We start from the raw sequence: 13,878 nt of genomic DNA, 5'->3' as shown, positions 1-13,878 counted from the left end.
GACGCGCTGCTTGCCGCCTCCCGGCACATCATTATCCTTTGACCGCGCCTACCGTGATGCCCTGTATGAAGAAACGCTGTACCAACGGATACAGCAGGATGACGGGCCCCGTCGCGACGACGGCCGTCGCCATTTTCATCGATTCAAGCGGCAGATCCCGCAGATCCACGTTGGAGGCCGCGGACGAATTTTTGACGAAGTCCGCGCTCGTCACGACGCCGTACAGAAACAGCTGCAGCGTGCGGTACTTCATGTCGGGCGACAGGAACAGCATCGCGTTGTACCATTCGTTCCAATAGCCGATCGCGATGAACAGACCGATCGTCGCGAGCGCTGGCGTCGTCATCGGCAGGATGAGCCGCAGGAAGATGGTGAAGTCCCCTGCGCCGTCGATCTTGGCCGACTCCGTGATGGCGTGCGGAATGGAGCGGACAAAGCTTTTCATCATGATGATGAGGAAGGGAGACAGCAGACCCGGCAGCAGCACGGCAAGATAATTGTCCTTGAGCGCCAGGTACTGGTTGACGAGCAGGTAGAACGGGACGAGGCCGCCGGAGAACAGCGTGGTGAAATAGATGAAAAAGGAAATCCGGTTGCGGTAGTGGAAGTCGGGCCGCTGCAGCGCGTAACCGGTCATGGCGACGATGAACAGCCCGACAGCCGTGCCGACGACGGTGATGCCGATCGTGACCCAATAGGACCCGATGATAAGGTCGGGGTTCTCGAAGACGATCTTGTAGGCGAAGGTGCTGAACACGCGGGGCCAGATATTGAACCCGTGCCTCGCGATCGAGCTCTCGCTCGTGAACGACGTGCCCACGACGAGCATAAACGGAAGGAAACAGGCCAGGGCGAATGCCCCGATGAACCCGTATCCGAAGATGCGGACCAGCAAGGTCGAGCCGTCCACCTTGATGGCCGTTCGCTGTGCCGACATGGCCGATCGCTCCTTTCGCGTTTCTAGAAGAGAGAGTTGTCCGGGGACACTCGCTTGACTAGCCAGTTGGCGCTCAGCACGACGAAAAATCCGAACACCGACTGATACAGGCTCACCGCGCTGCCCATGGAGAAGTTGAAGTTGGTCATGAGCGAGCGGAATACGTAAGTCTCGATAATATCCGTGGTGGCGTACAGCGACGAGTTGTTGGCGCCGACAAGGTTGTAGAACAGTCCGAAGTTGCCCCGCAGCACGCCGCCGAGGGAAAACAGCAGCAGGATGATGAACGTCGGCTTGAGCCAGGGCAGGATGATGTAGCGGATCCGCTGGATCGCGTTCGCGCCGTCGATCTCCGCGGCCTCCACGATCTCCGAATCGAGCCCCATAACGGCGGCGAAGTAGACGATCGAGCCGTAGCCGGTCGACTGCCACAAATACGTGATGACGATGATGAACGGCCACAGGTGCGGATTGGAATACGTCTTCACGGGGTCGGCGCCGATCATCTTCAGGAAGCCGTTAAGCAGGCCGTAATCGTAGCTCAGGATGTTGTAGGCGATCAGGCCGATCAGCACGAAGGATATGAAGTAAGGCAGGAACATGAGCGATTGCGACACCTTCTTGAACCACTTGCTGCGCAGCTCGTTCAGAAAGATCGCGATCGTAATCTGGAGCGCGTTGCCCAGCAGGATGAACATGACGTTGTACGCGATCGTGTTGAACGTCAGCCGCCACAGGTCGCCCGTCATGACGAGGAAGCGGAAGTTGTCCCACCAGACGAACGGGCTCTTGAAGATGCCGGCCGTGTAGTTGTACTGGATAAAAGCGAGATACAGGCCGGGCATGGGCAAATAGGAGAAAATCAGAAAGAAGGCGATGGCCGGCAGGCACATGAGCAGCAGCGTGCGGTTGGCGAGCAGCGTGCGCAGGGTCGCGCGCCGCTTGGTCTTGGGCGCGGGCATTGCCGTTCCGGCTGCCGGCCCGGGATCGTTCGCCGCCGCGGCGGTCGATACGTTCATATGAATCCACTCCTTTTGTCGGCGATTAACGGATCATACGGCCGCGAACCCGAGCGCGCGCAGCTCTCCCGGCTGACCCGGGACGACCGCTTCGACGAGCAGCCGCAAGCGCCGGTCCGCCGCCTCTAGCAGCCACGCCCCGGGAACATAGAAGCTGTCCGGGCTGCCGCCGCTCATCGCGGGGCGCTCCTCGCCGCCCGGCAGCCACAGCCTGCCCACGAGGCGGTCTCCGGCGAACGCGGTCAGCTTGAGACAGGCGCCCGCCGCGGTCGCGCGCCAGCCGCCGCCGGAGCCTGCATCGGGCAGCGAAGCGTACAACCAGGCGACGCCGCCGGATTCAAGCGCGTACGGGAATTCCGCATGCGCGGCATCGGGCTCCGCGAGCGACGCGGAAGCGAGCAGCTCCCGCTCCCCGGCCGACCGGAGGCTGCCGAGGACGGCCTTGCCGCCCTCGAGCAGCACCGGCTTGCCGGCCGCGACGCCGAGGCGCCGTTCCAGCGCGAGCGTCAGCTGGCGCGCGCCTCCTTCCGCTCCGATCCACGGCGCGAGCGATAGCCATGGATCACCCGGCTCCACCGTGCCCGCTTCCGCGCCGTCGACGAATACGGCCAGACGGCTCTCCAGCCCAGGCACCCAGAGCGTCCGGCTGTCCAAGCCGGGCTCGAACGTCACCGTTCGGCGATAGTACTCGAGGGTACGCGGATCGTTCGGATGCCAGCCGCCGAAGCCGGCCATCGGCCAATGTTCGTCGTCCGCGTCCGCCGCGACCCGTGCCGGATCGGGCGAAGGGTCGGTCGTCCGGCGATAGCGCCAGCCCTTGGACAGATCGCGCTCCGACGTTACCGCCGTCAAGCCCCGGATCCCCTTGGTCGCATGCAGCCGGAGCGCCGGCAGGCGCGGGTCGTCGAAGTTGGAATGTCCCCAGATCTCGACCCGGGCGGCGAGCCCGACCGGCGACCGGCCTGCAGGCAGCGGCAGGTAGCGGCTGGCGCCGGCCGGCACGAACGTGCCCGCGTAGTCGCCATCCGCGTAGAGCGACACGATATCGCTGGCGCCTGCGACGAGGAGTCCCGCAAGCGGCCGAAGCGATATCGAATCCTCTCCGTGCGTCACGCCTCCACCGGCCACGGTGTATGAATACCAGGCGAACCCGCGATAAATGCCGCTCTTTTCCAAGCATTCATAACCTTCGGCCATTGCGGCGCTCGCCGCAGGCAGCGGCAGATGCGGTTCGATCTCGCTCGCATGCCACGGCAGCTCAAGCGCCGGCGAGCCTCCTGGATCAACGGGCGGCGTCCCGAACGTCAGCTGACGCCGATCGGCGTCGATCCCCTCGAGCAGAAGCGCGTCCCGCCTCGGAATGACGAACACGTTCATCCGCCGGCCGTCCTCCCATGCGAATTCGCAAGACGCTCGGATATGGCCGCCGATGGCGATCGTACATCCGGTATCCGTCATGGATACGTCGGCCCTCTCGGCCGATACGGCCGTCGGTTGCTCGGCGAACTCCAGCGATACCTTCCCGTCCGCGTCCTCAGCCGTATGGAAGACAAGCACGCAGCCATCCTCTCCGCCGGCTGCCTCGCATAACTCGGCCGTCGAGGAAGAGATCGCTCCTTCCACGCCCCAGGGGGCCAGGCTCACCGCTTCGGGCAGCATGAGACACAGCTCCCGCGTCGTGTCCGACACGAAGATGAGCCGTCCGCCGCCTCGAAGGCCCAGGCGGTAAGGTCCCGCGTCGAAGCCTCGTTCCCGCCATTCATGGCGCTCCGCCGCGTCCGAAGTCTCGTCGGCGTCAAGCGGCGCAGCTTCGGCGAGATCCTCGCCATAGAGGCGAAGCAACCGGCTAAGCAGCCTCCCCTCGTAGGCTTCCTCCCGCACATGGCCCTCCGGCGAGATCATGCCGCCGAAATCGTAGTCGGACGTCATGAAGGCCATCGGCTTGCCCCAATTGTTGATCGCATTCGTGAAGCCGAAGTCCGTACCCGAAGCTTGAAGATAGGGACCGAGCAGCTTGACGCCGCAAGACAGCAGCCTCCTCAGCAGAAAGTGGCTCCGGTTCGTCTCGGTGACGAGCAGCGGCAGCCCGCGCAGCGTCAGTTCGCGCTTATACGCCAGCGCGAGCGTCTCGAATTCGGGATCGCGGTTGTCCGGATAGAAGTTGCAGGTAGGCAAGACGCCTTCCGCGTCGCCGCCGGCCTCGGTCAGCCCGCCTTGCCCCGCGCAGGCGATGAGCGGTACCCGGATGCCGTGGCCGAGCGCCAGATCGCGCAGTGCCGAGATATAGCCCGTTGGGTCCGCGCAGCTGTAAAAGTCGAGCTCGTTGTCCAGCTGCACGGCGACGACCGTACCGCCCGCGCCGGGCTCGAAGCGCTTCAGCAGCGGCAGGATCTTGTCGTACCAGCGGGCAACGTGCGCCAGGAACTGCGGATCGTTGTCTCTCAGACGGATGCCGTCCTTCGCCAGCAGGTATGCCGGCAGCGCGCCGCCGTCCCATTCGGAGCAGATATAGGGCCCGGGTCTTGCGACGACCCGCAATCCCGCATCCGAGGCAAGCGCGAGGAAGGCGGCGACGTCCCGCTCGCCGGTGAAATCCCAGATGCCCTCCTCCTGCTCATGATGGTTCCAAGGAAAATAAACGTCGATCGCGTTATAGCCGAACGCTTTTAGCTGCTCCATCCGCTCACGCCAAAGCGGGCTCGGAATACGGAAGTAAAACAACGATGCGCATAACAAGATTTCGCTTCTCCCGTTGATCGCCACTCGGTCCAGCCCGAGCCTTACCTGCGATTCGCTCTGCGTTTGCGCCGTCATAAGATCCTCCTTCCGATGTGTAATCGCTATCATGTAACCGGTTTCTATTTCAAATATTAAACGCTTACAATTTACGATTCATTAAACAAAACACCGATTTGCTGTAAAAAAACTATCGACTTTGACACTTGCCTTCGCCAGCGCGTACGCACAAAAAAATCCGCGGCCTCCGCCGGCGCCAGCAGGCCGGTCAAGGATACGGATGCGTTCCGGCAAGGCGAACTGCCCGACAACGAAGGAACCCACTCGGTAGACCTGAAGATGCACCTAGGAGTCGCATAAATTGAAAATAATATATAAAAATTTACAGGAGTAAATTATTTGCAAATCTGACTATTTGCTATCACAAACCTTGAAAAATTTCTTAACTAATAGGACACCGCCCAATACCTTTGTGTGGTGTCATAATTGCTGAGAATTTTAGAACTTAAGCCCTTGATTTCACAGGGTTATTTCCAAAATTATTGAGAATAACAATTGCTTCTAAACTGCGAGTACTGTTTCTTGTGATAATTATTGAGGAATCTCATTTTGTTCAAATACATTTTAATATACGCCAACATTCATGAACTTATAAATGTTGTTTGATCTCCCTCAGCCATAGTAGTGGTCGCCAGCCCTGTTCGATACTTTCACCTAAGGATGACCGCCATGTTTGAGCGTACAACATAAAACCCTGATTTATCATGATCAGGGTTTTTGAGAAATATGCATTTATAAATAACTTAATCAATAAATTTAGTAGTTAATCCGAAAAATCCAAGTATTTAGTAAGTAGTTTAAGCACCGCAGCGCTTGTATAACCAGCATACTTTTGAACCTTATCGTGCTTTTCCTCATCAGCAAAGTCGACAACAGATTTTAGAGATATAACTGTTGGTTGTGGATTAGGAGAATTTTCTCCAGCAAAATATACTCCATAATTCTCCATATCAATCCCAATTAATTTTCTATTTTGGTCTAATATATCACTCACTATTGAAGAACTAGAAAGCACAGCAGCACCAGAAGCCACAGGTCCAATATGGACGGCAAGAGGCGTATCGGGCTTTTCTCCTGGCCATAAACGTCTAATCTCTTCTAGGGCGTGCGAATCATTTGCCAATAGCTCTATCTTTGCTCTAACTTTAGGTTTTAGCCTAATAGGATATGGATCAGGTTTAAAAACTCTTTCTTTATTTTCTGTAATATATTTACCGCTGCCATAATCCCAAGTTTGATCTGAAACTAATATATCTCCTAAGTTGACTTTACCTCGAATGCCAGCTGCAATTCCAGTCATTACGAGATATCTTGGTCTAAATAATTGAATAAGTTTCATCGAGAGTGCAGTGGCAGCAGTCATTCCCATTTGCGGTGCTGCTGCTGATACGATTCTGAAATCTCTATTTTCACCTTTGATGATGCTTGAATAATAATTTGAGTTTTCATCTTGAGGGACATGCAAATGACTCCAATCCTGAGATATCATTCTAATCCCTTCTAGTTCAATTTTTTCAAGTGCACAAATTACAGCAATATCAACGCTATATTGAGTACTATCTTTTGCTGAAACATTTACTCTTTTTGTATTTAAAATATATTCTACTCGATTTTTGAGGGCCAACGACCACGTATCCGATCCCACTTCGTATTTTATTAGCCAGAGTAACTGGTCGTCAAAAACTGTTTTAACATTCTCAAAAAGCTCTTCATGAGCGGTAACTCCAATAATGTTTGGTGGAAGAGGATACCTTTTAGAAATCATCAACTCGCGCAAAAAAAGTTATTCCACCATCTTGCTTAGCTACCTGGTTAAACCTATTTGGAATCTGTATATCTAAAATAAGAAGATCGAATTCTTGATTAAGCAACTCTCTTTTTGCGTTAATAATATCTGGTGCAACAAAAATATCTTCTTCTTTAATCCCATCAATTGACAAAAAAATCTCTGTTAGTTTTTGTTGTTTTATTGTATTGTCATCCACCACTAAAATCTTTAGCATATTTTATCCACCCTTATTTAACTGGACCAGAGAGCCCTTACTCAAGAGCAAACCAAATTCATCTCGCCAATTTTTATATGCTGTGTTGTAGTAAACCAATCCAAAAAATATACTTGCATACTCATTCTTTAATTCATCTACTAATTGTGGAAGAGTAATCGTGTCCTCTCCTTCACCAAACTTATCAAATTGTGTGACAATAATTACAGGTATATTTATATTTTTTCGTTTCATTTGCCGTAGCAATTCTCTTCCAGCAAATTTCCTGGGTCTTCCCCCGGTCTCTGTAGGAGTTTTATCAAAACTAGGCAAACTCATATCAAGTATTATTAATTCATGAGAGTAAGAATATATTTCTCTGAGTCCACTTTGATAGGAGTATTTTTCTGTAATTTGTGATTCATTTCTTATTTCAGCTATAAAATCAACGAGCTGCTTTAACTTATTCATATCATCTTCAATAATCAGTATTTTCATACAATAACCCCCAAGCATCAATTATTAGCTGAACTCGAAATTTATTGTCAGACGCTGAGACACTTATTTTTCGTCTCGAATCAAGATCAACGCTGATAATCTTGTTAATCTTGTAAAAACCAGTTCCCCCTTCTTTACTCGCCCGTTCATGAGATTTATAGGTTACTACACTATCATTGATCTCTTTTATTTTTTCAGATAAAATATTATGATCTGTGTGTTCTGGTAATTGATTGACAATATTTATTTCTACTATAAAGTCATTAATTATTACTTCAACTTCAACACTGGGTGAAAAGTTTGTGGTACTACAATGTTTTATGATGTTGTCAAATAAAGTGAAATATATATCAACAAATGACTTCAAAGTTTTCCCTTTAAGTATGCCTGGAGCAGAAAATTTTGTGGCCGGCGCAAATATCTGGTTTGGATAAATGTTATTGATAACTTTTGTAGCAATCTCAATAGGCAAACTTATATCATATTCAGAGTATGTTGAAGTTTTTGATCTACGAAACCAATTTTCTACATTATTCAATTCATATTGTATTGCTGTTTTGGCCTCTATTATTGCATTAACTAAATCCCCGAGAGCATTCTCATCTATATATTCTCTTTTAAACTTCAGTTGTTCTAAGTTCTTCATTAATTCATCAAATTTATTATTAATTTCTTCCTTTATTTGTCCATTAATAGTATTTCTAATCTCCTTCAAGTTATCATCTGTTTTTCTCCAAAGATATGAAAAAATTAATTCAAGAAACTCTTCAAAGCTAAGATTCTTGGTGACAATTTCCCAATACATACTTTCAAATTCAGCTGTGTAAACTTGGTAGTCAAATATTGCATTAGGATTCTTGTTTTCTAATTTAATTTGAATTAAAGTATTCTTTAAATAATCAATTCTCTCATCAATTCCGCGTGAAAACTCCGACAATAAATGTAAAATTGTTTCAATACTATGGGAATCGCAATTTTTTAGCTTTTTCTTCCAATATTCATTTATTCGATAAACATTATTTTCACTATCTTTTTTGTGTTATTAGATTTAACTTTTCTAAGGGGCTTCGTAATTGCCCCTGAATAGTTCCATGCCTAATACCGTTACTTAAATATCCATCCAGTCCGTATTCGTTGCTAGAAACAAAATGATTTCTAACTTCCAAAATAATTGATAAAAGTGCTCGCATACTTCCACGAGATAATCTTATCATCGTCATCTCATTTTGTTCAAATCCTTCTAGATTTTTATACTCGTCTATAAATACATCATAAAATTCAAATTCTTGATCCTTGTTGAGCATGATTAAAAATTTAGAATATTTCTCTCGCAAACTGTTTTGAATTGACTTTTTAATTCCTTCAATGTCCACATATATTTTACTTTCTTCGATTTCTATAATCCCTTGTTTAATCGTTAGTCTATGTGTGATATTTTTAATTTCCTCGGAGTATTTGGCAACATTTAGAGGATCAATTTCTTTCAATATCTGACAAATTGCTATTCTTTCTTTATCAATATCGTCAGTTGAATTAAATGCAACTGAACTATCCATGATATGTGGCACACAAACATTATCTAAAAAAGTAGATTATTTTTTTTACATCTATGCCTACTGTCAATCCAAGTTCCGATGGACGTTCATACCCGTTTAAGATCAAGTAGTCTTCATAACTTTCCGAGATGTAGAAATCCTTATCTTTTTTGATATTCCTTGAATATATTTCATATAAAATTGGCAGACAAATATTACTTTGAATGGATGCCGGCTTTTCCACTTCTACTTTCATTAAGAATTCTTCAATAGGCATGCACACAAACAAATTTGAATTAGAAAAATAAATATCAACAACTAATTCTATTGCTTTATCATAATCATTTGTTTTAATCAAAAAGTTCAAGTAGTCTGTTATATAATGTTGCTTCACTATAATATTTTCTGAATCAGCATAACTTAAGATCAAGTCATAAGCACGATCAACCAAACCAGATTGAAGGAAAATCTGAGCTAAAAACCTATTTTTTCTATGGATTGGAATGTCCATGACTTTAATTGATGCATCATTTTTTTCAGAAATGTTATAAAGGAATTTATACGTTACACTATCGTTGTGCTCACGTTCTAAATAACTGAATATCAACTCTTTAATTTCTGTATTCCAATACAGAATATTATAAGGATTGTATGATATTGAGTTTAGTAGTCCAAACCTTATAAATTTTTTTGCTGTGGCATCATATTGGTTAGGATAGTATTCAGTATGTAAAATCCATTGCAATTGACTTGCCCATTCACATGAAATATATATATCTATAAGCTTTTGAATGCCCATATAGGATTCTTGTGCTTGTTCATTTTTTGTAATGATATTAAATAAATGCTCAGAAATATTAAATAATAATGTCGAATTTTGATATTCTATTATATTTTCACCAAGTGAAGTTATTGATTTAACAAAGGGAAGTGTTATTTCCAATCTCTCCGGCATTTCCTGATATATATCTTGGTATTCAGTCTTAACTTCCTCGTATTTACCCTTAGTATACAAATCAATAATTTTCATTACTTTGCATAACTCTTTGTCGTTATATTTGAAAGATGGATTACTTCCCGAACTGTTAATGATGTTGGTAATTAAATAATTTTCAAAACTATTATTCATTATGTTTATGCTTTGTTTGACTGCTTCAAGATTTTCAGTTTTTGAATCAAAGGAGAGGAGATATTGACAAACTCTGATATATAAAAGCAATCTATCAATCATCGAGTAACTGCCCATTCTTGACATCATTTCACAATAATTGTATTTTCTATTTTCTCCGTAAAGATCAAATCGAAAGCTAACATCATGAATAAAGTTTTTAACAAGATCTGAACCATTCGAAAACAGATCACGTAAATTCTTCCTGTACATATCTGAAGGATAATTTTTTTCGTTTTTTTATGCTAAAAAAAATTACTTAATATTTTCACATAAAATGATACATTATTACTTCTTGTTATGGTTTGTAGATAATCTTTTTTGCATCTCCGTTCCATCGGATAGTTCTAAAAGATTAAGTTTACTTTCAATAAGCCATAAAGATTGACCAAATTCCTCTTCGATTTTATTAAGTGTCACAATTGCATCATCATATTTCCCCAATAATAAACTACGATCAAAATCTCTTTTCCTATTTAAAAAAAAATGAAAGCTCACTATGAAATGCAGATAAAATAGAAGCGTGCCAACACAATTCTTCCACTATTGAGTCCGAGGCTGCGTAAAATACGCTTCTGCCTAATCGATTTATTTCTTTTTGGAAAGGGATTATCTGCAATAATCCCTTTATAATAAGGCAATAAAGAAAGCTCTTTAATTATACGCACATAATTTAAAGAGCCCATCAACTTTAAAGAGGCAACCCCTTGAAATTTTCTTTTCTGGATTAATTGTTTTATTCTAAAAGTAGAAATAAACTGTGTTTCCACGCGCCCTACCTCCACATTATTTATCGACAAGACTACCTAATAGTAATAATATACCATAAAAGTGAATCATACCACATATGTGCATGCCAAACGACTTGAATCATAACACCATTAACAGTACTAAGTACCTATAATCAGTCATAAATAACACTCAGGCCGCAATGCAATACCTATTCGTAGGGGCTAATGAAAAAATTGCAGAATTTAATTAAGCAATTAGAGCTATTGTAGGAACAGACGAACAAGAAGTAACTGAGAAACTTAAAGCAGGTATTCTTGTACCAAGCGCGGCTAAGAAGTACTTTCGCCATTCAGCTACGTCGTTTACTAGATGGTGTAGAATAACTTTGAGCCGGGGATAGGAAAAACAGGTCTGATTCGGAAATTTATTTTGTTTTTCCCGCTATTATTAAGTTCAAGTGAAAGCCAGCAGAGGTACTTGGAGCAACGTGTAGCAGCGCAGTATAATGAGGAGCGAGACCTCTCCGCTCCTGTTCCGCATACGAATTGAATACCAAGCTAGATGGTACACTCCTCACAGATTACCCACTACCTTTTTTTTTAATTTCACACCAGACAATGGCTTTCACTCATGGTCCCACGGCTTCAGATAGATTACCCCCTTCTTTTGCCTTAACCCCTTCCATGATGGCAACTTACTGAATTAAGTTTAACTGAACCACAAGACGTCCACACGTCTCACGAGTGAGCGATCATTACGTCCAGGCAGAGCAACACTGCTGAATAAGGTTCCGTGCCTGTCACAAGCAAATACGCATGGTGAGTTTAGCAAAGGTAGCACGCAAGCATGTAACAATCTAAAAAAATTTTCTCATCGTTGTATTTTTATTCGTTTTTTCGCATATTTTCTGTATATCTGACAATTTACTATCCGAAATCCTGCAAACTTTCTCAACAAATATGACATCACCCAACCTTGCTTTTCGACCATCGGACAACCGGTATAATTTAGCCCTTGTAAGGGAACGCTAGTTCGTATTAATATAAGAACAAATGTTCTGTAATTAACCTCGTCTCTCCGAGGCTCAAGGAGGAATCGCCATGCCGGTCAACATCGAAAAGTACGTCGGGCAAAGCGTGGAAATCATTTACGAGGATAGCAAGGGGCGCTTCACGCAGCGGGTCGTCGCCGTATTCTCGGTACGCGGGGGCAAGGTGCGCGTGCTCGATTGGGGGAAGCGCGCGTTCCGCACGCTGTCGGCGAGCCGCATCCTCGGCGCCAGGCCGGTGAAGCACCATGCCTCATGAGCGAACGATTTTCCTGATCGACGGCCAGTCCTTTTACGCCTCCATCGAAAAGGCGCGCCATCCCGGCCTGATGAACAAACCCGTCGCCGTCGGCGATCCCGCCCGGCGCTCCGGCATCATCCTCGCGGCTTGCCCGATCGCCAAGGCCAAGGGCGTCACGACGGCCGAACGGGTCGGCGAGGCGCTCGCCAAGTGTCCGGATCTCATCGTCATCCGCCCGCGGATGCAAACCTACATCGGCATCTCGCTGTTCATGACGCAGATCTACGAAGCGTTCACGGACCAGGTCGAGCCGTACAGCATCGACGAGCAGTTCCTCGACGTCACGGGCTCGATCCCCGCTTACGGGCCGCCGGAGCTGATCGCTAGGCTGATCCAGAATCACGTGAAGCTCTCCACCAATATCAATGTTCGCGTCGGCGTCGGACCGACGAAGATTCTGGCGAAGATGGCGCTGGACAATTATGCGAAAAAAACGCCCGAGGGCGTATCCACCCTGTCCTTCGACAGACTGGAGGACACCCTCTGGAAGCTCCCCGTCCACAACATGTTCATGGTCGGCTCCCGCATGACGCGTCACTTCACCCGCATGGGCCTCGCCCAGATCGGAGACATCGCGCGCCTCGAGCTGGGCGACTTCAAGCGGCGGATGCGGCGCGAGATGAAAAAGCAGAGCGACATCCAGGCCGAATATTATTGGCAGACCGCGCGGGGCATCGATCCGAGCCCGGTCGTAGCCGGCATCCGCCACAAGCTGAAGTCGATCAGCCACGGCAAGGCGCTGCGCAGCGGCCTGTACCGCAAGCTGGAGGATATCGAGGTCGTCCTGCTCGAGCTCGTCGTCGAGGTATGCCGCCGCACGCGCCGGCACAAGTGCAGAGGCAGCGTCGTCTCGGTCGGCGCCGCGGAGACGGACGGGACGCGTTCGTCGTGGTTCGGACGCCAGACGCAGCTCCGGCAGCCGACCGCGCTCACGCACGAGGTGGCGGCCGCGGCGCTGAAGCTGCTCCGCGAGCACTGGAGCGGCATGCCGGTCAGCCGTCTGACCATCTCGCTCGGCGGGCTGTCGGACGAAGGCGTCGACCAGCTCGACTTGTTCGAGGACCGGCAGGCCATTTTGCGGATGGAGCAGGCGACGGATTACATCAAGGACCGTTACGGGAGCGATGCCATCATGCGGGCCTCTTCGCTGCTTGAAGCGGGCGTGGCAAGAGAACGGGCCGAGCAGATCGGGGGACATTACAAATGAGCAAACTCGACGGCAACGACCGCTGGAACTCGAAGCTGTTGCTCACCGAACATCACGAGCAGTACGAAGAAGAGCATGCCGTCTCCCCCAAGACGACCGGCCATCCGACCGCCGACGAGCTGCGGATGATCCGCGACGTCATCGTGCTGCCGCATATGCTCACGATGGTGCAGCGGGCTATGGAGGAGGGCGAGCGCTCGGGCAATCTGCTAAGCCGGGTGACCCTGACTGGCGCTCAAGTGGTGCTCAACCTGATTACCCGAGACCTCCACGAGCTCCGCCGGGAACTCAGCAGCCGCCGCATCCGGCTGCTGAACAGCGACGAGCAGGTCGACCTCGTTATTTACCATCGCTACATATGCCGCGGCTACGAAGAGCGCTTCGGTATCGTCCGGGAGGTGCTCCGCTCGGAGATCAGCATGCAGCTCGCGCGATACATGGGCGAGATTACGCGGCACCTGCGGCAGCTCGACAGCAAGGAAGCCCGGGAGGCCCGCCGTTCCCCCCGCGGCCGCCAAAGGGACGACTTAATCGGACGCCGCACGCTTGGGACGATGCCGCTCCAATCTGCGCGGCGGCTCGTCCCGGATGAACCGCTTGCGCTTCGTATGCGCCACGGCGCTTGATCGAACCGCGCTTTGCCGCGTCCGTCGCT

General features: G+C 48.6%; 13 protein-coding genes. 3 read left to right on the top strand and 10 right to left on the bottom strand.

Annotation, left to right across the window (positions count from 1 at the left end):
* Positions 1–31: 31 nt before the first annotated feature.
* The 10 genes from OMP38_RS23215 to OMP38_RS23170 form a co-directional block, all read right to left on the bottom strand.
* Positions 32–937, bottom strand: coding sequence for a carbohydrate ABC transporter permease (locus OMP38_RS23215; protein ID WP_277567205.1), 906 nt, complete (start codon positions 935–937; stop codon positions 32–34).
* A 23-nt stretch (positions 938–960) separates the two neighbouring features.
* On the bottom strand, positions 961–1,899 hold the full coding sequence (locus OMP38_RS23210; RefSeq protein WP_277567633.1) for an ABC transporter permease: 939 nt from the start codon (positions 1,897–1,899) through the stop codon (positions 961–963).
* Between the two features lie 90 nt (positions 1,900–1,989).
* Positions 1,990–4,770, bottom strand: a complete 2,781-nt coding sequence (locus OMP38_RS23205) for a beta-galactosidase (protein WP_277567204.1) — start codon at positions 4,768–4,770, stop codon at positions 1,990–1,992.
* Positions 4,771–5,515: 745 nt separating this feature from the next.
* On the bottom strand, positions 5,516–6,529 hold the full coding sequence (locus tag OMP38_RS23200) for a 5'-methylthioadenosine/S-adenosylhomocysteine nucleosidase family protein (protein WP_277567203.1): 1,014 nt from the start codon (positions 6,527–6,529) through the stop codon (positions 5,516–5,518).
* Complete coding sequence (locus OMP38_RS23195; protein ID WP_277567202.1) at positions 6,507–6,755, bottom strand: response regulator; 249 nt, start codon at positions 6,753–6,755, stop codon at positions 6,507–6,509. The genes OMP38_RS23200 and OMP38_RS23195 overlap by 23 nt, the downstream gene beginning before the upstream one ends.
* 3 nt (positions 6,756–6,758) lie before the next feature.
* Positions 6,759–7,232 carry a response regulator gene (locus OMP38_RS23190; RefSeq protein ID WP_277567201.1) on the bottom strand — a complete coding sequence of 158 codons (474 nt, stop codon included), beginning with the start codon at positions 7,230–7,232 and terminating at the stop codon, positions 6,759–6,761.
* Positions 7,213–8,169, bottom strand: a complete 957-nt coding sequence (locus OMP38_RS23185; RefSeq protein ID WP_277567200.1) for a hypothetical protein — start codon at positions 8,167–8,169, stop codon at positions 7,213–7,215. The genes OMP38_RS23190 and OMP38_RS23185 overlap by 20 nt, the downstream gene beginning before the upstream one ends.
* A gap of 88 nt (positions 8,170–8,257) precedes the next feature.
* On the bottom strand, positions 8,258–8,800 hold the full coding sequence (locus OMP38_RS23180; protein WP_277567199.1) for a hypothetical protein: 543 nt from the start codon (positions 8,798–8,800) through the stop codon (positions 8,258–8,260).
* 7 nt (positions 8,801–8,807) lie between these two features.
* A complete protein-coding gene (locus OMP38_RS23175) occupies positions 8,808–9,998 on the bottom strand; it encodes a hypothetical protein (RefSeq protein WP_277567198.1) in 1,191 nt (396 codons plus the stop codon).
* A gap of 434 nt (positions 9,999–10,432) precedes the next feature.
* Positions 10,433–10,705, bottom strand: coding sequence for a hypothetical protein (locus OMP38_RS23170; protein WP_277567197.1), 273 nt, complete (start codon positions 10,703–10,705; stop codon positions 10,433–10,435).
* A 1,062-nt stretch (positions 10,706–11,767) separates the two neighbouring features.
* Here OMP38_RS23170 and OMP38_RS23165 point away from each other — a divergent pair.
* From OMP38_RS23165 to OMP38_RS23155, 3 genes are read left to right on the top strand one after another with little or no spacing between them, the layout of a single operon-like run.
* Positions 11,768–11,974, top strand: a complete 207-nt coding sequence (locus OMP38_RS23165) for a hypothetical protein (RefSeq protein WP_090117551.1) — start codon at positions 11,768–11,770, stop codon at positions 11,972–11,974.
* Entirely contained in the window at positions 11,964–13,223 is a 1,260-nt protein-coding gene (locus tag OMP38_RS23160; protein WP_277567196.1) for a DNA polymerase IV, read from the top strand. Before OMP38_RS23165 ends, OMP38_RS23160 begins: the two co-directional genes overlap by 11 nt.
* Positions 13,220–13,849 carry a YhjD family protein gene (locus tag OMP38_RS23155; protein WP_277567195.1) on the top strand — a complete coding sequence of 210 codons (630 nt, stop codon included), beginning with the start codon at positions 13,220–13,222 and terminating at the stop codon, positions 13,847–13,849. The genes OMP38_RS23160 and OMP38_RS23155 overlap by 4 nt, the downstream gene beginning before the upstream one ends.
* Positions 13,850–13,878: the final 29 nt, after the last annotated feature.

The organism is Cohnella ginsengisoli (assembly GCF_029525555.1).
Lineage (GTDB): Bacteria > Bacillota > Bacilli > Paenibacillales > Paenibacillaceae > Cohnella > Cohnella ginsengisoli.
Note: the sequence above shows the minus strand (reverse complement) of the source record. Positions and strands in the feature narration are given on the sequence as shown.